The organism is Rhizobium sp. 21-4511-3d, from assembly GCF_053522545.1.
On the sequence record NZ_JBNWCF010000002.1, the window covers coordinates 426,887 to 447,325 of the forward strand.

A 20,439-nucleotide genomic window follows, 5' to 3' on the forward strand; every position below is an offset into this window, starting at 1 on the left:
CGGTAGCAAGGCCGAAGATCATGAGATTATTCCGTTTTCAGCCGAGGTGAAAAATCTTGCCCGGGTTGAAGATGTTGTCCGGATCGAGCGAGCGCTTGACCTGGCGCATCAGATCGACGGTGCCGCCGAGCTCCTCTTGAAGAAACGACATCTTGCCTTGTCCGATCCCGTGTTCCCCGGTGCATGTTCCATCCATTGCCAGCGCACGTGCATTGAGCCGCGAGACGAAATTCTCGACGCCGGCAACACCTTCCGCGGTCTTGTCGTCGAACAACACCAGGACATGGAAGTTCCCGTCGCCCGCATGCCCGACGATCATCGCCAGCAAGCCGTGCGCCTCGATATCCGCCTGCGTCTCCGTGATGCAATCCGCCAGCCGGGAGATAGGAACACAGACATCCGTCGAAAGTGCGGCAAGCTCGGGCGCCAGCGCCCGTGAGGCCCAATAGGCGTTGTGGCGAGCTTTCCAGAGCTTCGCGCGCTCCTCGGCATTGACGGTCCAGACGAACTCCCCGCCCCCGCACTCGGCGGCGATCTCTGCAAACTGTTGCGATTGCAGCGCCACCGTCTCGTCCGTGCCGTGGAATTCGAGGAAGAGCGTCGGCGTCTCCTCGTAGCTGAGGTTCGAATAGGCATTGCAGCACTTGATCTGCAACGCGTCGAGAAGCTCGATGCGGGCGACCGGAATGCCCATCTGGATGGTCATGATGACGGCGTCGCAGGCCGCCTTGATGGTCGGAAACGGGCAGACGCCGCCGCCGATCTTCTGCGGGATCCCCTGCAGCCTCAACGTCACCGACGTCAGAATGCCGAGCGTGCCCTCCGAGCCGACGAAGAGCCGCGTCATGTCATATCCGGCCGAGGACTTGCGGGCGCGCCGCGCGGTGCGGATCTCCTCGCCATTGGCGGTCACCGCGGTGACGGACAGCACATTGTCCTTCATCGTGCCGTAGCGCACCGCATTGGTGCCGGAAGCGCGCGTCGAGGCCATGCCGCCGATCGAGGCGTTAGCGCCGGGATCGATCGGGAAGAACAGGCCGGTATCGCGGAGATAAACGTTGAGCTCTTCGCGGGTGATGCCGGGCTCGACAGTGCAGTCGAGATCCTCGGCATTGACTTCGAGAACGCGGTTCATCCGGCTGAAATCGATGGAAATGCCGCCGGAGGGCGCATTGACCTGGCCTTCGAGCGACGAGCCCGTGCCGAAGCCGATGACGGGAACCTTGTGCTCGGCGCAAACCTTCACCGCGGCTGAGACATCGTCGGCCGTCTCGGCAAACAGCACGCCGTCGGGCAGCTGCGCCGGAATATAGGTGGTCGTATGGGCGTGCTGGGCGCGGAAGGATTCGCCGGTCTGGAAACGCTCGCCAAAACTCTGCTTCAGGATGCCCAGAACGGCAGAAATCCCTGCCTCGTTGCGCAATCCAGCCTTCGCATCCTTGAGAGCCATCCCGTTGATCTCCAATACGTTCTACCATCGACAGGCAGGCTGGTATGGGACAAGTGGAATGACATGTCCAGTCAAGATTGCGCGCAATTGGGGTGAGCTGCGGGCAGCCTTTCGGATAAGGCCGCACGCCGCACGATCGTCAGACCAGAGGCGGGTTCAGCCGGGCAAAACCCTCCTGGCGGCGATAGGGGAAATAGGGATAGGGCGCAGTCACGGCGCTCACCGCATCCAGCCGCTTGATCTGCTCCGGCGTCAGCGACCAGCCGACTGCGCCGAGGTTCTGGCGCAGCTGCGCTTCATTGCGGGCGCCGATGATGACGCTCGAGACGGTCGGGCGGCTGGTGAGCCAGTTGATGGCGATCTGCGGCACTGTCTTGCCGGTCTCTTCGGCGATCTCCATCAGCACATCGACGATCGCATAGAGCTTCTCGTCGTCGACGGGCGGCCCGAACTCCGCCGTCTGGTGCAGACGGCTCCCCTCCGGCAACGGCTGGCCACGGCGGATTTTGCCGGTCAGCCTGCCCCAGGCAAGCGGGCTCCAGACCAGAGCACCGACACCCTGGTCGGCGCCGAGCGGCATCAGCTCCCACTCGTAGTCGCGGCCTGCGAGCGAATAGTAGACCTGATGGGCGACATAGCGCGGATGTCCGTTCGCATCGGCCGCGGCAAGCGACTTCATCAGCTCCCACCCGGCGAAGTTCGAGACGCCGGTATAGCGTAGCTTGCCCGCTGCAATCAGTCCGTCGAGCGTCGATAGCACTTCCTCGACCGGCGTCGAGGCATCGAAGGCATGCAGCTGGAGGAGGTCGATATAGTCGGTGCCGAGGCGGCGCAGCGCCGCATCGACCGAGCGGATCAGCCGCGAGCGCGAGGCGCCCCAATCGGCCGGACCGTCACCGACGGGCAGCGCCGTCTTGGTCGAGATCAGCACCTGATCGCGCTTGCCGCGGATCGCCTGACCCAGCACCTCCTCGGAGGCACCCGCCGAATAGACGTCCGCCGTGTCGAACAGATTGACGCCGGCCTCCAGGCAGATGTCGACGAGGCGGCGCGCTTCCGCGGCATCGGTATTGCCCCAGGCACCGAACAGCGGGCCGGAGCCGCCGAAGGTCCCGGCGCCGAAGCTCAGAACGGGCACACGCAGGCCTGACCGGCCGAGATTTCGATAGTCCATAGTCTTTCTCCTGTTGTCTCCAGAAGATAGACACTCAAATTACGCTGATATAGATTGCCTCAAAGAAACTCATTTGTGATTTGAATTCATCATGAGCAGGCAGGACATCAATCGCTCCGGCGAAATGGAAGTCTTCGTCCGCGCCGTCGAGCTCGGCGGCTTTTCGGCGGCCGCAACGGCCTGCAAGATGACGCCTTCGGCGGTGAGCAAGCTGATTACCCGCCTTGAGGCAAGGCTCGGCACCCGCCTCGTCAACCGCTCCACCCGCAAGCTGCAGCTGACACCGGAAGGGTCGGCTTTCTACCAGCGCAGCGTCTCGATCCTCGCCGATATTTCAGAGGCCGAGCGCTATGCATCGTCCGGCGAACAGGCGACCGGGCCGATCCGTATCAATACCAGCGGCTCCTTCGGCAACCACATCCTGGCGCCGCTCGTGCCGCAGTTCCTGGCCGAACATCCCGGCATCACCCTCGACATCACCCTGACCGACAAGATCGTCGACCTCATGGAGGAGCGCGCCGATGTGGCGATCCGCGCCGGTCCGCTGAAAAGCTCCAGTCTGATCGCCCGCAAGCTCGGCGGCGCCCGCAAGCTCATCGTCGGCGCTCCCAGCTATCTCGCGACGCATGGCGTGCCGAAATCCATCGCCGATCTCGAAAACCACTGCCGCATCGGCTTTTCCTATTCCCGCGCCATCCAGGGCTGGCCGCTTCAGGACGGCGCCGAAGCGGTCAACGTGCCGGTCACACCGGGGGTGCAGGTCAGCGACGGTGAAGCCATGCGCCATCTGGCGGTTGCCGGCGCTGGGCTGGCCCGGCTCGCCGACTTCACCTTACGGGAAGATATTACGGCTGGGAGACTTGCCGTCGTCATGGAAGACTTCAATCCCGGCGATATCGAGGACTTTTACGCCGTCTATCTCGGCCAGGGCGGCCCGCTTCCGGCCCGCGTGCGCGCCCTCCTCGATTTCCTGGCTACTCATGCCAAGCTATGAGAACTGCCGGTTAGCTCGAAAAGGCGAATTGGCAGAGGCCGCAAAGCCATGTTGTCTTCCTCCCCGGCAACGGAGGGACATAGAGATGCAGGCCAAGACCTATGCGAAATTGAAGGGCATGACCGTCCTGTCATCCACAGGCGCGGTTCTCGCGATGCTGACATCGCCGGCAAGCGCCGAGATCAAGACGGTGACGACCAAGCCCACGGCAGCCACGATGACGCCGGGTGAGCCGGTCCTTTACGACGACAAGACCTGCCCTGCCGGGATGATCGCGAAGTTCACCAAGGCGAAACGAAACAACAATATCAGCAAGAAATGCGTTCATAAGTGACCGGATCGGATGCAGCGCTGCCAGACCCTGGCGGCGCGCAGTGCCACATTTCGCAGTTGACCCTGCGGCAGGCTGACAAATATATCCGCACTGCGCCTCCGGCATCCCCGCCGGTCCAGAAGTCACGCCGATAATCATCCTTCGACCGCTCTCGCGGTGCCTGCCGATCGGCAAAGAAGATATCGTTGATGCCGTTCAAAGCCCTTGCCAGCTTCCTACCTTCGAAGGCGAGCCTGCCGCGATGGGCAATCCTGCTTGCTCTCTCCGTCATCCTGGTTCTCGGCCTGGAAATGCTCGGCCTGCCGGCATCGCTGCTGATCGGGCCGATGGTCGCCGCGATCGTCGTGGCGCTGACGGCATCGAAGACGCAGCTGCGCGTGCCCCGCTGGCCGCTGCTCTTCGGGCAGGCGCTGGTTGGCTTCCTGATGGCACGCGCCATCACCGTCGATATCGTCAAGACCATGGCCGATGATGCCCTGCTCTTCCTGTCGCTGATCTTTGCCATCATCGCCGCTGCCGGCCTGCTTGGTTACGTGCTGACCAAACTGCAGGTGCTGCCGGGCACCACTGCCGTCTGGGGCTCCTCGCCCGGCGCCGCCGCGGCGATGACCATCATGTCCGAGAGCTACGGCGCCGATGCCCGCCTCGTCGCCTTCATGCAATACCTGCGCGTCGTCTTCGTCGCCGTCGCCGCCTCTGTCGTCTCAACCCTGTGGACCAGCGCCGAGGGCGCAGAACCACCGCCGCTGATCTTCTTCCCGCCGGTCGACTGGCCGGCCTTTGCCGCAACGATCGCGCTGACCGGCCTCTGCGCCTATGGCGCCGCGCGCTTGCGCATCCAGGGCGGCACGATCATCCTGCCGCTGATCATCGGCTCGACGCTGCAGGGACTGGGTCTTTTGACGATCGAGCTGCCGCTCTGGCTGCTTGCCATCAGTTATGCCCTGATCGGCTGGAGCATCGGCCTGCGCTTCACGCCGGGTATCATGGCGCACGCCGCCCGCGCCCTGCCGCGCGTCGCAGCTTCGATCCTGACGCTAATGTCGATCTGCGGCCTGATGGCCTTTGCGCTCCACAAGCTTGCCGGCGTCGATCCGCTGACGGCCTATCTGGCAACCAGCCCCGGCGGCGCCGATTCGGTCGCCATCATCGCCGCATCGAGCGATGTCGACATGCCCTTCGTCATGGCGATGCAGGTCGGGCGCTTCCTGGTCATCCTGCTGACCGGCCCGATGCTGGCCCGTTTCATCGCCAGGAAGAGCGGCCTGGCGATGAGCCGCGTCTGAGCGCCGCCCACTGCCCGGGCGTCATGCCATAGGCTTTCTTGAAATGCCGGTTGAAATGGCTCTGGTCGGCAAAGCCGGTCGCAAAGGCGATCTCCGGCAGCTTCTCGCCTTCGATGATCAGCGCCCTTGCCTGCTGCAGCCGCCGCATCAGCAGATAGCGGTGCGGACTGGTGGCAAAGGCCGCGCGGAAATGCCGTGACAGCGTGAAACGGTCGAGACCGGTCACGACTTCCAGCTCTTCGGAATGAACGGCGCGCGTCGCATGCGCCTCGAGATAGTCACGCGCCTTGCGCGCCTGCCGCCAGGCAAGCTTGCCGATCGGCTTCACCGGTGCACTCGCCCGCCTTGCCAGACCGCCCGCCACCTCCGTCAGGAAATCGTCGACGAACAGACCGTCGAGCTCGCCATCGAGATCGCTGAGCGCCCCAAGCAGAACATTGGCAAGCGCCGCATCGCCAAAGACGGGCTCGCCGACGAAGGGCAACCCCATCTTCTCCGCATCCAGACATTCGGCGACCAGCGCCGGCTCGATATAGAGCATCCGGTATTGCAACCCGTCCTCGGTTCCCGCCCCGCCGTCGTGCTCTTCGTCGGGATGCAGCACGATCACCTGGCCGGGCATGCTGAAACGCTTCTCGCCGCGATAGCTGAAAGTCTGGACGCCCTTCAGCGTCACGCCGATCGCGTAGGTGTCGTGGCGGTGCGGCTCGAAGGCATTGCCGGAGAATTGCGCCTCGATGCGCTCGATACCCGGAAAGGCAGGCGCAGTCAGGATTCCGTCCGCGCCCGATGGCGCGCACAAACGTTCAAGACCCTGAAATAGGGTTGAATTTACATCCTGGCTCAATGCCACCTCGCACTCACGAAGAAACCTGGAATGTTTGATACCAAAATTGCGATCGTCCTGCGAAACAATCTTGCCTCCTGGCAGACGCTGAATGTCACAGCCTTCCTGATGAGCGGCATCGCCGCGCAGAATCCCGATATCATCGGCGAGGCCTACAAGGACAAGGCGGGCAATCTCTACAACGCTCTCTCCGTCCAGCCGATCATCGTCCTGTCGGCCGACGACGCGACCATCGCCGCCGTTCACCGCCGCTCGCTGGAGCGCGGCATCGCTACGTCGATCTTCATCGAGGAAATGTTTGCGACCGGCCACGATGCCGCCAACCGCGAGGTCTTCGCGCAATTTGCCCCTGACGATGCCAAGGTCGTCGGCATCGCCATGCGCGCCGACAAGAAGATCGTCGACAAGATCACCAAGGGCGCCAGGATGCATGCCTGAACGAAAACGGCCGGGCATTGGCCCGGCCGCTTCGAATGCCCATGCGAGTATGGATCAGCCCTGGGTAACCGGAGCGATCTGAATTTCGACGCGGCGGTTCTGCGAGCGCCCTGCTTCCGTCGCGTTGGACGCAATCGGCTGCGACGGGCCGAAGCCGACGGCCGACACGCGGCGCTGGTCGATACCCTGGCCGCCGAGATAATCGGCAACCGACAGGGCGCGGCGCTGCGACAGATCCTGGTTATGCTGCAGGCTGCCGGTCGAGTCCGTATGGCCGTTGACGTCGATGAGCGTGCGGTTGAACTTGCGCAGCACGATCGCGACGGAATTCAGCGTCTGATAGAAGCCCGGCTTCACCGCATCCTGGTCGACGTCGAAGGTAATGTTCGACGGCATGTTGAGGATGATGTTGTCGCCGTTGCGGGTAACGGAAATGCCGGTGCCTTCGAGCTGCTGGCGAAGCTCGGCTTCCTGCTGGTCCATGTAATTGCCGATCGCGCCGCCGGCGAGCGCACCGATACCGGCGCCGATCAGGGCCGCGTTACGGGCGCCATGGCCGCGTCCGCCGAGAGCAGCACCTGCGAGCGCGCCGCCAACGGCGCCAAGCATCGCGCCGCCTGCCGTGTTCGACATCTTCTGCTCGCCTGTATAGGGATCGGTCGTCGTGCAGGCGCTCAGATAGGTGGCGGCAAGCGCCAGGACTATGAATTTCTTGATCATTGGCAGAAGGCTCTCCGTTCGAAGCTGACCCGAGCAAATATTAAGGAATGCGGCAACAAGATGAAACGTGCACATCCGATACCGTAAAATCCGGCAAATGCACACGGCGCGCGTCAGACTGTGCCCGGATATCACCAGCTTTGCGGCGATCCGCAAACGCGAAGACGCCCGGGAGAGCCCGGGCGATTCGTTTTGGAGAACAGCGATCAGATATTCTGGAAGAGCTGTGTGATGGTGTTGTAGCTCGCATTGGCGATCTGCAGTGACTGGATGCCGAGCTGCCGCTGCGTCTGCAGCGCCGCCAGCCGGCCGCTCTCCTCCTCCATGTCCGCATCGACCAGGCGGCCGATACCGGATGTATAGGAATCCGTCAGCGATTTGGCGAAGTCGTTCTGCAGGTCGATGCGCTTTTCCAGTGCACCGAAGGACGAACCGACGGTGGTCATCTGCTTCAGGGCCGCATCGGTGACGCTGATCATGTCCTTGAGATCGTCGGCTGACGTATTGGCATCGAGACCGATCTCGACCTGGCCGGTCGTATCGCCTTCCTTGCTGAAGATCATCACATAGTTCTGCGCAGCGCCGAGTTCGGTCGCATAGTGATCGGTCGTCAGCGCACCATATTCGCCGGTGCCGCCGGCACGGTCATCGACCATGTAGCGCGCGTCGGCAGAGGTCGTGACACCGGTCGAGGGAACGTCGATGTGATAGGTGAGCGTCGAGACCTTGACCGAACCGTCGTCGCCGCGAATGAAGGCCGCCGGGATCTCCTTCGGCTTCGTCGGATCGTCCTCGTCGGTCAGCTGTACCCAGTTGTCGCCGTTGAAGCTCGCGGCTTCGGACACCGAACGCAGCTGCGACTTGAGCTGGGTAATCTCGTCATTGATCTTGGTCTTGTCGACGCCCTCTTCGGTTGCCGCCACCAGCTTGGATTTGATGGTGGAGACGATCTCGATGGCGCTGGAAACGGCCGTATAGGCAACGCCCATCGTTGCCGCCGCGATGCCGAGTGCATCCTGGATCGCGCCGTTCGCCTTGTTATCGGTGCGAACGGTCGTGGCGATCGCCCAATAGGCACCGTTATCCTGCGCCTTGGCGACACGAAGACCGGTGGAGACATGATTTTGCGTTGTGGTCAAACTACGGTTGGTGTCGCGCAAAATATGCAGCGCCGCATCAACCGATGTGCGTTGAAAGATACTCACAGAACTCGAACTCCGAACACAACTATACGCAACTAACTGACATGACCGGGTCCGCGAAACGTCATGTTCGGGCGCTGGGATCAGCGGAAGAAAAGCACCTCCAAAAACGCTGGAGGCATTGATCGGTCACGGCGCGATCATTGCCGTTTATACTTAAAAAACGGCTAACTTTCAGAAGTGATTCACGCTGTTTTACAATTCTTCGTTGACCATAAAAAACGCCGCCGGAAATCCGGCGGCGTCTCCTGAAAATATAGCGAAAACGCTTATTCGGCAGCCTGCAGCTGCTCCGCATCCGGCACGACTTTCGGACGTGTCGCATGCGACATTTCCTCGTGCAGCCGGGCCTCTTCATGGGCATGCGGCTTGGCGAAGCGGGCAATCAGCAGGTAGGCGACGGGCGTGATGAACAGCGTTACCAAAGTCGCAAACCCGAGACCGCCGACAATCACCCAGCCGAGCGCCACGCGGGCTTCGGCACCGGCGCCATGGGCAAAGACCAGCGGAACGCCCCCAAGAATGGTCGCGATCATCGTCATCATCACCGGGCGCAGGCGAAGCTCGCAGGCCCGCTCGATGGCTTCGCGCACCTCGACGCCGTGGTCGCGCAGCTGGTTTGCGAACTCGACGATCAGAATGCCGTTCTTCGCCATGACGCCGACAAGCAGCACGAGACCGATCTGGCTGTAGATGTTGAGGCTCGACCCGGTGATGATCAGCGCAAACACCGCGCAGGCAAGACCGAGCGGCACCGTCGACATGATGATCAGCGACGACAGCACGCTTTCGAACTGTGCCGCCAGAACCAGGAAGATGATGACGATCGCGAAGCCGAAGGTCAGCGCCATGCCGCTGGAATTCTCTTCCAGCGTCGCAGCTTCGGCGAGCGGCAGCAGCCGGGCGCCCGAGGGCAGCAGCGGTTCGGCAAGCTGCGTCACCTGATGCACCGCATCGCCGAGCGACATGCCGTCCTTGAGACCGGCGGTGATTGCCACCGACGCCAGCTGCGATTCACGGTTCAGCTGCGGCGCAACCGATCCTTCCTTCAGCGAAGCGATGACCGACATCGGCACGATCTTGCCGTCACCCGTTTTCAGGAAGACGTTTTCGAGATCGGTCGGATCGTCGATCGGCCGGGTCGTCGAGGTCAGCAGCACAGGGTAGGATTCACCGTCGACGAAGACATCGACGACAGAGCGCCCCTCGAGCAGCGACTGGATCGCCGTCGAAAGTCCGGTGATATCAATGCCGAGATCGGAAGCCCGTTCGCGGTCGATCGACACCGAAACCTGGGCCTGCGTCGGCTCATTGGTCAGTCGTGGCGTATCGAACTGGCCGGTGGCGTCAAGCGCCTGAACCAGCTTCAGCGCCGCGGCCGTCAGATCTTCGTAATTGTTGCCGATCAGCGCCATCTGCAGGCCGTTGCCGGCCCCGCGGATGCGCAGGCTGTTCGAGGAGATCGCGTTGCCGCGCAGCGCCGGAACACGCGACGCCGCCCGGTTGATGTCCTGGACGATCTCCGCTTGGGTCCGCTCACGCTCGCCCCAGGGCGCCAGCGTCAGCACCATGAAGCCGCTATTGGCCTGGCCACCCTGTCCCGAAATCGAGAAGACGTTCTGGATGTCGCCGCTATCGACCAGCGGCTGCAGATACTCCTCGACGAGCTGCATCTTGTCGCGCGTATATTCAAGGCTGGAGCCCTGCGGCGAGGTCAGGCGCATCATCACCATGGCGCGGTCTTCGTTCGGCGTCAGCTCGCTCTTGACCGTCGAGAAGGCGAGCAGTGCAGCGCCCCCGAACAGCAGCGAAACGATGATGACGACGAGCGGCGCATTGAGGCAGCGCTGCAGCCCCCACTTATAGGCGGTGGCAAACAGGTTGCCGAAGCGACCGAGCGCCCCGTGATCCTCACGCATCGGCTTTGTCAGCATGCGCGATGCGAGCATCGGACAAAGCGTCAAAGCCACGAGCGAGGATAGCCCCACCGAGAAGGCCAGCACGAAGCCGAATTCACGGAACAGACCGCCGACCTGACCGGGCAGGAAAGAGAGCGGTATGAACACGGCAGCGAGCGTCGCCGTCGTTGCGATGACGGCGAAGAACACTTCGCGGGTGCCGAGCACCGCGGCCGCACGCGGCCCCATGCCCTCGGCCCTTCGCCGCACGATATTTTCGAGCACGACGATCGCGTCGTCGACGACGAGACCGGTCGCCAGAACGATGGCGAGCAGCGTCAGGATATTGATCGAGAAGCCGACCATGTAGATCGCCGCCAGCGTGCCGATCAGCGCCACCGGCATGCTGACCGCCGGGATCAGCGTCGCCCGCCAGTCGCGTAGGAAGAGATAGATGACGGCGGTGACGATCACGGCGGCGAGGATCAGCGCCAGCTCGACCTCATGGATCGCGCCCTGGATGAACACGGCATCGTCGCTGGTGATCGCGATCTTGGTGCCCTCGGGCAGCGTCTTGGACAGCTGCTCGACGGCGGCATGCACACCGGCCGAGATATTCAGCGTGTTCGACTGCGCCTGGCGGATGATGCCGAGACCGATGCCGGGATTGCCATTGGAACGCAACGCCGTTTCGCCGTCCCGCGGGCCGAGCGTCACGGTCGCGACGTCGCCGAGGCGAACACGGTCCTGCAGGATGACGTTCTGGAAATCCTCGGGCTTCTGCAAGTTAGCGGTGGCGCGCACCACGATATCCTGCGTCGTACTCTTCAGCGAACCGGCGGGCACATCGAGCGCCGCATTGCTGAGCGCCTGCGTCAGGTCGCCGATCGTCAGCCCGCGGCTTGCCAGCGCGCTCTGATCGACATCGACGCGGAAGACCTTTTCCTGATCGCCATATTCCTCGACATCGGCAACGCCATCGACGGATGCCAACCGGTCGACGATCTCGTTTTCGACGAGCAGCGTCAGGTCGTCCATGTTCAGATTGCTGGAGGTGACGGCGAGACGCATGATCGCCTGCGAATCCGAGTCCGCCTTGACGATCTGCGGCGCGTCGGCATCGTCAGGCAGGTTCTGCGTGATCCGGCCGATCGCATCGCGCACATCGTTTGCGGCAACAGCAAGATCGACGGAATCGGAAAATTCCAGCGTCACGCGGCTCTGGCCGAACTGCGATTGCGACGAGATGGACTTCAGGCCGCTGACGCGGGCAACCGCGCCTTCGATCACCTTCGTCAGCTCCTGGTCGATCGTCTGCGGCGACGCACCGTCGAAGGTGGTGCGCACGGTGACGACAGGGCGATCGACGTCAGGCAGTTCGCGCACCTCGATGCCGACATAGGCAGCAAGGCCGGCAACCACCATCAATGTGTTGAAGACCAGCGCCAGAATGGGCCGGCGCACGAAGAGAGCGGTGAAACTCTGCTTGCCGGAAGCGCGGTCGTGGATCTCGGTCACGCTCATTGGGTCGCCACTCCATTATTGGAAGCAACCTCATTGGCCGTCCGCACCGCCCCGCCTTCGCGGATACGCTGCAGACCCTGGGTGATGATCGCGTCGCCATCCTTGATATCGGCCTTGACGAGAACGTAATCCGGATTGCGCTGCACGATGCTGACGCGCACCTTGTGCGACTTGTTGTCGAGCGCCTGCCAGACGAACGACCCCTGCGAATCCCACTGTACTGCGAGCGGATTGACCGCCGGATATTTGTCACCCGGGAATTTCATGCCGACATTGAAGGACATGCCGGCGCGCAGCTCATCCGAGGCGTTATCGATACGGGCGCGGATGCGCAGCGTACGGCTGGCGGAATCGATGCGGTTGTCGACCGCTTCCACCTCACCCGAAAACACCTGGCCGGGGCGGGCAACCGACGTCGCCTCGACCGGCTGGCCTACGGAAACCGTATTGGCAAAGCGTTCCGGCACCCAGAAATCGACGAGAATCTCGCTGCGGTCGTCGAGCGTGACGATCGGCGTCGTGGTCGTGACATTGTCGCCAATATTGACCGGGACGATGCCGACGATGCCGTCGATCGGTGCGGTGATATCGCGGCGCGTCAGATTGAGATCGGCGGCCTGCAGCTGCAGGCGTGCGCCCTGCTCGGCAATCTCGGCATCGAACACATCCATGCGCGACACGCTGGATTTGATGTTGTGATAGAGGTTGGACTTCTCAAGCGCCGCCTTCAGCGCCACCTCGGCCTGCCCCTTGGCAATCACCTGCTCTTCGCTGTCGAGCTTGGCGATCACCTGACCGGCCTTCACCTTGTCGCCCGACTTGATGAGGATCTCGCGGATCGTGCCGGTCGCCTGCGGCGTGACCGCAACCGAACGGATGGCGTCGCCGGTGCCGATAGCGCTCAGCCGGTCGTTGACGACACCCTGGACGACATCCTGCGTGACGACGAGAACCGCGCCATTGCCGCCGCGTCCGCCGCCATTGCGGCGATTGCCGCCCTCTGCAGCAGGCGCTGTCGCATCAGCCGTCTTCGCAGACGGCGCAATCCTGGAAACGAGGCTCTCGGGAACCCCGGCATTTTTCAAACTATCCGCCGCACCGGGCGCAAAAAATATCCATCCGGCAAAACCGGCAACAATAACAACTATAGAAAGAACAAACTGCTTCCAAAAAGCCATTCACGTCTCCAGAGGGACTCGAGGTTGGACCAGGGTCGGTCGAAAGAGGCGTACTGGGGCAAAGATTCCCGCCTGACTGCGGCAATATCACCCCTTTACAAACCGGCTTCAAGCGTATCCATCCGTCATTACAGAATTGTAATCTGGACGAGGTCCGGAAAGTGGCGATGCAAGTCACTTTTGCTTGAGAAGCGCAGCTTTTTGAAGAATTTTACGGCCCGCTTCTTTAGCGATGCCAGAAAAGCGCAGTAGAAGACGCAGATTTCTCTCAATCCCCCGTATCCGGAGGACCGATGCGCCCCGCCCTTCCCTTCCTCCTGAGCTTCACCGGCGGCTATGTCGATACCGCCGGTTTCCTGGGGCTCGGCGGTCTCTTCACCGCCCATGTCACCGGCAATTTCGTGACGCTCGGCGCGGCCCTCGCTTCGGGCACCTCGGGCATCATCGCCAAGCTTCTGGCGCTGCCGGTCTTCTGCCTCACGATTTTCCTGCTGCGCTACATCATGAGCCGCAGCGTGAGCAACAGTGACCATAGCCTGCGCATCATGCTGATCCTCAAGCTGCTGTTCCTGACGGCAGGTGCGGTACTGGCGATCCGCCTCGGCCCCTTCACCGATCCCGACGGCCTGCCGCTAGTCGCGACGGGCATGCTCCTGGTCACCGCCATGGCGATCCAGAACGCCGTCCACCGCATCCACCTCTCATCCGCTCCGCCGACCACACTAATGACCGGTACGACGACGCAGATCATGATCGACCTTGCCGATGTCGCCCAGGGCGCGACGGGCGATCCCGAAAAGCCGGTGAAAACCCGTCTCTCGAAGATGGCGCTCGCCGTTGCCGCCTTCGCACTCGGCTGCGGGCTGGCCGCACTCTCTTATATCGTCGCGGGCGTCTGGTGTTTCGCGCTTCCGCCGCTGCTGGCGCTGGCCTCGGTGGCGCTTGCCTTCCGCCCGGAGAAAACCCCATAAAAGCCCAGGGTACGGAACCAGAACATCTTTTCTGGTCTTTCGGTACCGAATCACTACATTACGCGGCATGAGCAATAGTTTCGACGACATCCCCTTCTTCGACGAAGAGCCGCAGGCGCCGCGCAAACCAGCTGCTGGCGCCCCGGCAGCGGGCGGCCTGGCGGCCCGCGCCATGGCAGCGCGCGATGGCGGAAGACGCCCGGATTATCTCTCCGGCCTCAACCCGGAACAGACCGACGCCGTCGAAACGCTTGAAGGCCCCGTCCTCGTTCTCGCAGGCGCCGGCACCGGCAAGACCCGCGTGCTGACGACGCGTATCGCCCATATCCTCAATACCAACCGCGCCTTCCCCTCGCAGATCCTCGCCGTCACCTTCACCAACAAGGCGGCCCGCGAGATGAAGGAACGTATCGCCGTTCTCGTCGGCGGCGCGGTCGAGGGCATGCCCTGGCTCGGCACCTTCCACTCGATCGGCGTCAAGCTGCTGCGCCGCCATGCCGAGCTCGTCGGCCTGCGTTCGGATTTCACCATTCTTGATACCGACGACGTCGTGCGGCTGATCAAGCAGCTGATCCAGGCCGAGGGTCTGGATGACAAGCGTTGGCCGGCCAAGCAGTTTGCCGGGATGATCGACACCTGGAAAAACAAGGGCCTCGGCCCTGCCGACATCCCGGAAGGCGATGCCCGCGCTTTCGCCAATGGCCGGGGACGCGAGCTCTATTTCGCCTACCAGAACCGGCTGTCGACGCTGAACGCCTGCGATTTCGGCGACCTGCTGATGCATCCGATCGCGATCTTCCGCAAGAACCCGGATCTGCTGAAGGAATATCACGGCCGCTTCCGCTATATCCTCGTCGACGAGTATCAGGACACCAACACCGCCCAGTATATGTGGCTGCGGCTTCTCGCCCAACGGCCGAAGGGCGAGCCGCAGAATGTCTGCTGCGTCGGCGACGACGACCAGTCGATCTATGGCTGGCGCGGTGCCGAGGTCGACAACATCCTGCGCTTCGAGAAGGACTTTCCGGGCGCCAAGGTCATCAAGCTGGAGCGCAACTATCGCTCGACGGCGCGTATTCTCGGTGCCGCCGCGCATCTGATTACCCATAATGAAGGCCGCCTCGGCAAGACGCTGTTCACCGACCGCTCCGACCCTGACGACGTCAAGGTGCAGGTTCATGCCTCCTGGGATTCCGAGGAGGAAGCCCGCGCCATCGGCGAAGAGATCGAGCAGCTCCAGCGCGACAAGCATAAGCTGAACGACATGGCGATCCTGGTGCGCGCCTCGTTCCAGATGCGCGAATTCGAAGACCGCTTCGTGACACTCGGCCTCAACTACCGCGTCATCGGCGGCCCGCGCTTCTACGAGCGCCTCGAAATCCGCGATGCCATGGCCTATTTCCGCCTCGTCGCCCAGCCGGCCGACGATCTCGCCTTCGAGCGCATCATCAACACCCCGAAGCGCGGCCTCGGCGATACCACGGTGCGCGCGCTCCACGACTATGCCCGCGCCCGCGACATCCCGATGCTGGCCGCCGCCGCCGACATGATCGAGACGGACGAACTGAAACCGAAGGCGCGCAAGGCGCTTTTCGACGTCATCCAGTCCTTCCGCCGCTGGCAGGGACTGCTGGAAAATACCCCGCATACCGAACTTGCCGAGACGATCCTCGAAGAGTCGGGCTACACCGACATGTGGAAGAACGACAAGACGGCCGAAGCGCCGGGTCGCCTCGACAACCTCAAGGAACTGATCCGCTCGATGGACAGCTTCGAGTCGCTGCGCGGCTTCCTGGAGCATGTCTCGCTGGTCATGGATGCCGAGCAGAACGAAGACCTCGACGCGGTCTCGATCATGACGCTGCATTCGGCCAAGGGCCTCGAATTCGACACCGTCTTCCTGCCCGGCTGGGAAGAAGGCCTCTTCCCGCATCAGCGCTCGCTTGACGAAAGCGGCCGCGCCGGTCTCGAGGAAGAACGACGCCTCGCCTATGTCGGCATCACCCGCGCCAAGCGCCGCTGCCACATCTGGTTCGTCTCCAACCGCCGCATCCACGGCCTCTGGCAATCGACGATCCCGTCGCGCTTCCTCGACGAACTGCCGGAAACGCATGTCGAAGTCGCCGAGACCGAGCAGAGCTACGGCGGCTATGGCCGCGGAGGCTACGGCCAGTCCCGCTTCGACAAGGCTGACCCCTTCCAGAATTCTTATTCGACGCCCGGCTGGAAGCGCGCCCAGCAGAACAAGACCGACGCCACGCGCGACAACTGGGGCACCCGCTCCGGCCACGCCGTCGAACGCATCGGTTACGGCGAAAGCGGCCCGCGCGGCCGCACCATCGAAGGCGAACTCGTCGCCAAATCCACCTCCGCCGAACCCTCGAAATTCAAGACCGGCGACCGCGTCTTCCACATGAAGTTCGGCAACGGCAACATCGTCGGTATCGAAGGCAACAAGCTGACGATCGATTTCGACCGGGCCGGGCAGAAGCGGGTGCTGGATGGGTTTGTGGAGCGGGTTTAGGCCACCACCTAACAAAGTTTGTTAGATATTGCGTGCCGTGCTATGGTCACGTCCATGAAAAGCACGAACATGCGAACCCTTACCGTCTCGCTGACACCTCAACAGGCCGCGCGACTGCAAAGTGCCGTCGACAGCGGCAGCTATGCGTCGAACAGCGAGGTTGTCCGCGACGCACTGCGGTTATGGGAACAGCGCGAAGACGTCCGCGCCCTCGAACTGGACCGGCTCAAGCAAGCCTATCATGACGGGAAAAAAAGCGGAGAAGGCGAAGACGTCGACCCCGCAGCGTTCTTGAGGAGCCTGAAGGCGGAACGCTCCGCACGTGGCTAGCTACAGGCTGACGCCCAGAGCACAGAACGATCTCCGCGAGATATGGCACCATATCGCCGCGCATAACGAAGCCGCTGCCGATCAGCTCATTGTCCGTCTCTTCGACAAATTCGAACTCGCCGCGGCGCATCCCGAAATAGGGCCTTCCCGCCCCGAGCTCAGCGAGACAGCCCGCCTCCTCATTGAGGGCCACTATATCGCGATCTACGAGCCCACCGCCTACGGCGTCCTCATTATCGCCATCGTCCACGGAAAGCGCGATCCTGCGCATTGGCTGGACGAAGTCTAACGTCACCCCAACATCTGCATCGACCCCAGCCCGAGAATATCGTTGAGCAGCGCAATCCCCATCCCCAGCGCCACGATCACCAGCCCGATCAGGAACAGCCGGCGCGAGCGGTCGTAGTTGGCGGCGATCAGCGAGTCGCGGGCCAAGAGATCGGCAAAGACCTTGACCTGGATGGCGATGCCGACGGTGAGGAAGGCCATGGGGAGGATGTCGATGCGGCTCCAGTCGTTGGGGTTGGAGACCCAGCGGCTGATGAAATTCAGGGAAAAGCCGAGGATGATCCCGGCCGCCGTCAGCGAGCCGTTCCGGAATGTCGAGTCGATCTTCTCTTCTGGACCGGGCTCTGCCACCGCTTTCCCTCCCGATGACGGTCACCCCAAGAAAGGCAGAAATGGCGCGTCTCGGCAAGGGGTTACGCAGGGTGCAGGGCAAGGCTTCACGACGCGATGGACCTTATGCGAGCCGATGTCACCCATTCGTGACTTCGTCTGCCGCCCCTCCTCCCGCATACTGCCCGCGGGCTGGATAAGGAGGAAGCAGATGAAACGCTACTCGCTGTCGACGATCGGCCTTTCGCTCCTGGTTGCCATCATCGGCAATCCGGGCATCGCCATGGCCTGCAACAAGATCATCGGATCTTGAGCCCTCGACGCAAGGGAACAGAAGGCGCGGGCCGGGGTTCGCGCCTTTTTGCTGCGCACTGTTCAGGCTGAGACGCAGACGATCCGGGCGCCGCGCTCCTCGAAGAGCTGACGCAGCAGGCTGCGATGGCAGCGGCTCTCGTCCTCGCAATAGCAGCCGACAGCGAAATTCGTGCCCTGCGACAGCAGCGCCAACATATCCAGCACCCGCGCCACATCCGGCACCGCCATCTCCTTGAGAAAGGCGCGGCTGAACGCCTGCCACTCCTTCTCTGTTTCGGCCGAACGCGCCTCGGCAACGAGTTCGGCGCTTGGCGAAAGCATCGGCAGCCAGACATCGTAGTAATCGCGGCTGGCGAATTCTTCCTTCGGCACGCCACGCGGCGGCCGCCTGACAGTGCCGATCCGCACGCCCTCGTCTTTTCCGCGCGGCGATCCCAGGCGCACGATGCTGATCGCCATTCGTCTCCTCCCGGCAGCGCGATTGATTCCCCGTAACCGCGCAAGGCGCGCGCTGCGCTCGACAATATGCCGCAGCCGGCGACGGCGTGCCAAGAGGCAGGCAACGGCCGCCTGGGACGGCGAGACCGGCACAAAATGCCAAAAACCAACAGGAAACCGAAAGAGATTCGTCGAAAATCGCTCTAAAATACCATTCTATTTCAAAGACATAATTTCGGTACGCCAAAGTTTAGACTGCGTCGGCATCATCCGTCAATCGTACTTCTCCCCTGTCAAAACGCCGCTTTGACCCGACTCGCAAATCGGCTTAGCCCGGCTCCTGTCCGGCCATGAAGACCGGGCTTCACGATGAACTCGCAAAGGAGGTTCTAGTGACCAGTGTATCATCCTTGGGCAGCGCCCTCACCCAGTATCAGTCCCCGATTTCGAGCCTCGACAAGAACGGCGACGGCATTATCTCCGCCGACGAGCTTGCTGCGGCAAACATTTCCACCGGTGCATCGACGACCGCCACGAGTACGGCGAAGGCGTCCTCCACCAGCACCGACGACGACAGCGGTTCCACCACCGACGTCGTGCAGCGCATCACCGCCGATATCCTCAACATGATGCTGCAGATGCAGCAGCAGTCCGATAGCGGCACCAGCAGCGATGACAGCAGTGACGGCACCGACGCCGCAAGCGGCCCGCAGGGCGTTCTTGCTTCGCTCGATGCCAATGGCGACGGTCAGCTGACGACCAGCGAAATCCTCTCCGGCGATACGCAGGCCCTCGCAGGCAATGCGTCGGGCGATGACGACGATCAGTTCCTGACCAATATCCTCAGCGATATCCAGAAGTCGCAGCAGGCCTACCAGAATACCTACGGTTCCTCCCCTGCTGCCGATACGGCAGACACGCAGGGCGAGATCCAGGCCATCTGACCCGAGCCGGGCTCCGCCGGGGGAGCCTTGCCGGGGAAGATGGACGTTGATTGATGAGTGGCAGCCGCGTCACCGGACTGCCGCAGTCTTAAGACGCAGAGAACGGCAAAATGCACACGCGACGCGCGCGATGTCAGGCAGATGAGGCGAACGTGCTTAAAGTACCGCACCGCCAATCGAAATACCCGAAAAATAGGGCTTGCATGCAAAGCCTGAGACCCCCACTAATCGCTTGAGATGATCGCGATCCCGATTGCGCAAGACACGCTTCGAGGGAGTCCTTTTTGATGAGAGCGCTTCTGCTCGTCGATATCCAGAACGGCTTTTGTCCCGGTGGCAATCTTCCCGTTCCCGATGGCGACAAGGTCGTCCCGGTGGCGAATCGCCTGATCGACAGTGGAAAATATCAACTGATCGTCGCCTCGCAGGATTGGCACCCGCCCGGCCACGGCAGCTTCGCCTCCTCCCATTCTGGAAAACAACCTTTCGAAATGGGTGAGCTCTCCGGCAAGCCGCAGATGCTGTGGCCGGATCATTGCGTCCAGCACACAGTCGATTCCGAGCTGCATCCGGAACTGAAGGCCGACGAGATCGACCTTATCCAGCAGAAGGGTGAAAACCCGCATGTCGACAGCTACTCGGCCTTCCGCGACAACGACCGCGATGCCTCGACCGGCCTGTCGGATTTCCTCGAAGACCAGGGCGTCACCGAGCTCGACGTCTGCGGCCTCGCCACCGATTATTGCGTAAAGTTCTCGGCGATCGACGCGCTCGACATGATCCCGGGCGTCAAGGTCCGCTTCATCGAAGATGCCAGCCGCGGCATCACCGCCGAGGGTGTGGACGCTGCGATCGCGGAAATGCGCGCCCGCGGCATCGAGATCATCGGCAGCGAACAGGTGCTCGAGGCCTGAGCCTCAGTCCGTCGCCGCCCGTTCCAATCCGTAGATGTCGTCGGCAACATCCTCCGCGCGCTTGGCAAAGGCCGCATGCGCATCCTGCAGCCCCTTCTTGTAATAGGCGGCACCAATTTCCTTGGCGAAGAACTCCATGACCAGCTCGGCCTTGATGATGCCGATGGACTGATCGAGCTCGCTGTCGAAGAAATGCTGGATGCGCGCGCTCAGCTGCGCCTTCTCATCCTTCGAGAATTCCACCGCTTTCATCGCTCTTCCTCTCCTCGTGAACGCCACCACCGTTCAGCGAAATCGATCGGTCAATCAAGGAAATTCGATTGCGGCGGAAGCCTTTGCG

20 protein-coding genes are annotated in these 20,439 nt (G+C 62.4%); 10 read left to right on the forward strand and 10 right to left on the reverse strand.

Translation table 11 applies throughout. The features are described from left to right. Positions 1–37: 37 nt before the first annotated feature. Both ACQZ5H_RS07975 and ACQZ5H_RS07980 read right to left on the reverse strand, forming a co-directional pair. Positions 38–1,450, reverse strand: a complete 1,413-nt coding sequence (locus ACQZ5H_RS07975) for an FAD-binding oxidoreductase (protein ID WP_449097265.1) — start codon at positions 1,448–1,450, stop codon at positions 38–40. 139 nt (positions 1,451–1,589) lie between these two features. Continuing rightward, positions 1,590–2,624 (reverse strand): aldo/keto reductase, encoded by a 1,035-nt coding sequence (locus ACQZ5H_RS07980; protein WP_449097266.1) that lies wholly within the window; start codon positions 2,622–2,624, stop codon positions 1,590–1,592. Positions 2,625–2,715: 91 nt separating this feature from the next. Between ACQZ5H_RS07980 and ACQZ5H_RS07985 the strand changes: the two genes are divergently transcribed. The 3 genes from ACQZ5H_RS07985 to ACQZ5H_RS07995 all read left to right on the forward strand — a co-directional run bounded on the left by ACQZ5H_RS07985 (position 2,716) and on the right by ACQZ5H_RS07995 (position 5,238). Continuing rightward, positions 2,716–3,618, forward strand: coding sequence for a LysR family transcriptional regulator (locus ACQZ5H_RS07985; RefSeq protein WP_413709756.1), 903 nt, complete (start codon positions 2,716–2,718; stop codon positions 3,616–3,618). 85 nt (positions 3,619–3,703) lie between these two features. Next, the gene (locus tag ACQZ5H_RS07990; protein ID WP_449097267.1) at positions 3,704–3,952 is read left to right on the forward strand and encodes a DUF6719 family protein; all 249 of its coding nucleotides are present in this window, start codon (positions 3,704–3,706) and stop codon (positions 3,950–3,952) included. Between the two features lie 188 nt (positions 3,953–4,140). Then, positions 4,141–5,238, forward strand: coding sequence for an AbrB family transcriptional regulator (locus ACQZ5H_RS07995; protein ID WP_203428560.1), 1,098 nt, complete (start codon positions 4,141–4,143; stop codon positions 5,236–5,238). On the opposite strand, the gene ACQZ5H_RS08000 is transcribed toward ACQZ5H_RS07995, so the two are convergent. Beyond that, on the reverse strand, positions 5,198–6,085 hold the full coding sequence (locus ACQZ5H_RS08000; protein WP_413709759.1) for an AraC family transcriptional regulator: 888 nt from the start codon (positions 6,083–6,085) through the stop codon (positions 5,198–5,200). The genes ACQZ5H_RS07995 and ACQZ5H_RS08000 overlap by 41 nt on opposite strands. A gap of 30 nt (positions 6,086–6,115) precedes the next feature. Here ACQZ5H_RS08000 and ACQZ5H_RS08005 point away from each other — a divergent pair, with 30 nt between their 5' ends. Further along, entirely contained in the window at positions 6,116–6,523 is a 408-nt protein-coding gene (locus ACQZ5H_RS08005) for a DUF2000 family protein (protein ID WP_449097268.1), read from the forward strand. A gap of 54 nt (positions 6,524–6,577) precedes the next feature. Here ACQZ5H_RS08005 and ACQZ5H_RS08010 read toward each other — a convergent pair whose 3' ends face one another. The 4 genes from ACQZ5H_RS08010 to ACQZ5H_RS08025 form a co-directional block, all read right to left on the reverse strand. Beyond that, positions 6,578–7,243, reverse strand: coding sequence for an OmpA family protein (locus ACQZ5H_RS08010; protein WP_112715407.1), 666 nt, complete (start codon positions 7,241–7,243; stop codon positions 6,578–6,580). Between the two features lie 206 nt (positions 7,244–7,449). Beyond that, the gene (locus ACQZ5H_RS08015; RefSeq protein WP_130278017.1) at positions 7,450–8,448 is read right to left on the reverse strand and encodes a flagellin N-terminal helical domain-containing protein; all 999 of its coding nucleotides are present in this window, start codon (positions 8,446–8,448) and stop codon (positions 7,450–7,452) included. Positions 8,449–8,714: 266 nt separating this feature from the next. Beyond that, positions 8,715–11,867, reverse strand: a complete 3,153-nt coding sequence (locus ACQZ5H_RS08020; RefSeq protein WP_449097269.1) for an efflux RND transporter permease subunit — start codon at positions 11,865–11,867, stop codon at positions 8,715–8,717. Then, positions 11,864–13,045, reverse strand: coding sequence for an efflux RND transporter periplasmic adaptor subunit (locus ACQZ5H_RS08025; RefSeq protein WP_449097270.1), 1,182 nt, complete (start codon positions 13,043–13,045; stop codon positions 11,864–11,866). The genes ACQZ5H_RS08020 and ACQZ5H_RS08025 overlap by 4 nt, the downstream gene beginning before the upstream one ends. Before the next feature lie 293 nt (positions 13,046–13,338). Between ACQZ5H_RS08025 and ACQZ5H_RS08030 the strand changes: the two genes are divergently transcribed. The 4 genes from ACQZ5H_RS08030 to ACQZ5H_RS08045 all read left to right on the forward strand — a co-directional run bounded on the left by ACQZ5H_RS08030 (position 13,339) and on the right by ACQZ5H_RS08045 (position 17,159). After that, positions 13,339–14,016, forward strand: coding sequence for a YoaK family protein (locus tag ACQZ5H_RS08030; RefSeq protein ID WP_449097271.1), 678 nt, complete (start codon positions 13,339–13,341; stop codon positions 14,014–14,016). Positions 14,017–14,083: 67 nt separating this feature from the next. Next, the gene (locus ACQZ5H_RS08035) at positions 14,084–16,540 is read left to right on the forward strand and encodes an ATP-dependent helicase (protein WP_449097272.1); all 2,457 of its coding nucleotides are present in this window, start codon (positions 14,084–14,086) and stop codon (positions 16,538–16,540) included. Between the two features lie 69 nt (positions 16,541–16,609). Then, positions 16,610–16,870, forward strand: coding sequence for a type II toxin-antitoxin system ParD family antitoxin (locus ACQZ5H_RS08040; protein ID WP_449097324.1), 261 nt, complete (start codon positions 16,610–16,612; stop codon positions 16,868–16,870). Further along, positions 16,863–17,159 (forward strand): type II toxin-antitoxin system RelE/ParE family toxin, encoded by a 297-nt coding sequence (locus ACQZ5H_RS08045; protein WP_449097273.1) that lies wholly within the window; start codon positions 16,863–16,865, stop codon positions 17,157–17,159. Before ACQZ5H_RS08040 ends, ACQZ5H_RS08045 begins: the two co-directional genes overlap by 8 nt. 2 nt (positions 17,160–17,161) lie before the next feature. Here the strand turns inward: ACQZ5H_RS08045 and ACQZ5H_RS08050 are convergent, their stop codons facing one another. Together ACQZ5H_RS08050 and ACQZ5H_RS08055 are read right to left on the reverse strand one after the other, a co-directional pair. Further along, entirely contained in the window at positions 17,162–17,509 is a 348-nt protein-coding gene (locus ACQZ5H_RS08050; RefSeq protein WP_130278011.1) for a hypothetical protein, read from the reverse strand. Positions 17,510–17,863: 354 nt separating this feature from the next. Continuing rightward, on the reverse strand, positions 17,864–18,262 hold the full coding sequence (locus tag ACQZ5H_RS08055; protein ID WP_449097274.1) for a DUF488 domain-containing protein: 399 nt from the start codon (positions 18,260–18,262) through the stop codon (positions 17,864–17,866). 371 nt (positions 18,263–18,633) lie between these two features. On the opposite strand from ACQZ5H_RS08055, the gene ACQZ5H_RS08060 reads away from it, so the two are divergent. Together ACQZ5H_RS08060 and pncA are read left to right on the forward strand one after the other, a co-directional pair. Continuing rightward, entirely contained in the window at positions 18,634–19,185 is a 552-nt protein-coding gene (locus ACQZ5H_RS08060; RefSeq protein WP_112715743.1) for a hypothetical protein, read from the forward strand. Between the two features lie 287 nt (positions 19,186–19,472). Beyond that, complete coding sequence (gene pncA / locus ACQZ5H_RS08065) at positions 19,473–20,099, forward strand: bifunctional nicotinamidase/pyrazinamidase (protein ID WP_199629167.1); 627 nt, start codon at positions 19,473–19,475, stop codon at positions 20,097–20,099. Positions 20,100–20,102: 3 nt separating this feature from the next. Here the strand turns inward: pncA and ACQZ5H_RS08070 are convergent, their stop codons facing one another. Beyond that, positions 20,103–20,351, reverse strand: a complete 249-nt coding sequence (locus ACQZ5H_RS08070; RefSeq protein ID WP_449097275.1) for a DUF2164 domain-containing protein — start codon at positions 20,349–20,351, stop codon at positions 20,103–20,105. Positions 20,352–20,439 lie beyond the last annotated feature (88 nt).

Bases quoted from the DNA above. Each gene is read 5' to 3' on its own strand.
- ACQZ5H_RS08020 (WP_449097269.1), bottom strand. From the start codon at position 11,867: ATGAGCGTGACCGAGATCCACGACCGCGCTTCCGGCAAGCAGAGTTTC.
- ACQZ5H_RS07985 (WP_413709756.1), top strand. From the start codon at position 2,716: ATGAGCAGGCAGGACATCAATCGCTCCGGCGAAATGGAAGTCTTCGTC.
- ACQZ5H_RS08010 (WP_112715407.1), bottom strand. From the start codon at position 7,243: ATGATCAAGAAATTCATAGTCCTGGCGCTTGCCGCCACCTATCTGAGC.
- ACQZ5H_RS07990 (WP_449097267.1), top strand. From the start codon at position 3,704: ATGCAGGCCAAGACCTATGCGAAATTGAAGGGCATGACCGTCCTGTCA.
- ACQZ5H_RS08040 (WP_449097324.1), top strand. From the start codon at position 16,610: ATGCGAACCCTTACCGTCTCGCTGACACCTCAACAGGCCGCGCGACTG.
- ACQZ5H_RS08030 (WP_449097271.1), top strand. From the start codon at position 13,339: ATGCGCCCCGCCCTTCCCTTCCTCCTGAGCTTCACCGGCGGCTATGTC.
- ACQZ5H_RS08025 (WP_449097270.1), bottom strand. From the start codon at position 13,045: ATGGCTTTTTGGAAGCAGTTTGTTCTTTCTATAGTTGTTATTGTTGCC.
- ACQZ5H_RS07975 (WP_449097265.1), bottom strand. From the start codon at position 1,450: ATGGCTCTCAAGGATGCGAAGGCTGGATTGCGCAACGAGGCAGGGATT.
- ACQZ5H_RS08070 (WP_449097275.1), bottom strand. From the start codon at position 20,351: ATGAAAGCGGTGGAATTCTCGAAGGATGAGAAGGCGCAGCTGAGCGCG.
- ACQZ5H_RS07995 (WP_203428560.1), top strand. From the start codon at position 4,141: ATGCCGTTCAAAGCCCTTGCCAGCTTCCTACCTTCGAAGGCGAGCCTG.
- ACQZ5H_RS07980 (WP_449097266.1), bottom strand. From the start codon at position 2,624: ATGGACTATCGAAATCTCGGCCGGTCAGGCCTGCGTGTGCCCGTTCTG.
- ACQZ5H_RS08035 (WP_449097272.1), top strand. From the start codon at position 14,084: ATGAGCAATAGTTTCGACGACATCCCCTTCTTCGACGAAGAGCCGCAG.
- ACQZ5H_RS08005 (WP_449097268.1), top strand. From the start codon at position 6,116: ATGTTTGATACCAAAATTGCGATCGTCCTGCGAAACAATCTTGCCTCC.
- ACQZ5H_RS08055 (WP_449097274.1), bottom strand. From the start codon at position 18,262: ATGGCGATCAGCATCGTGCGCCTGGGATCGCCGCGCGGAAAAGACGAG.
- pncA (WP_199629167.1), top strand. From the start codon at position 19,473: ATGAGAGCGCTTCTGCTCGTCGATATCCAGAACGGCTTTTGTCCCGGT.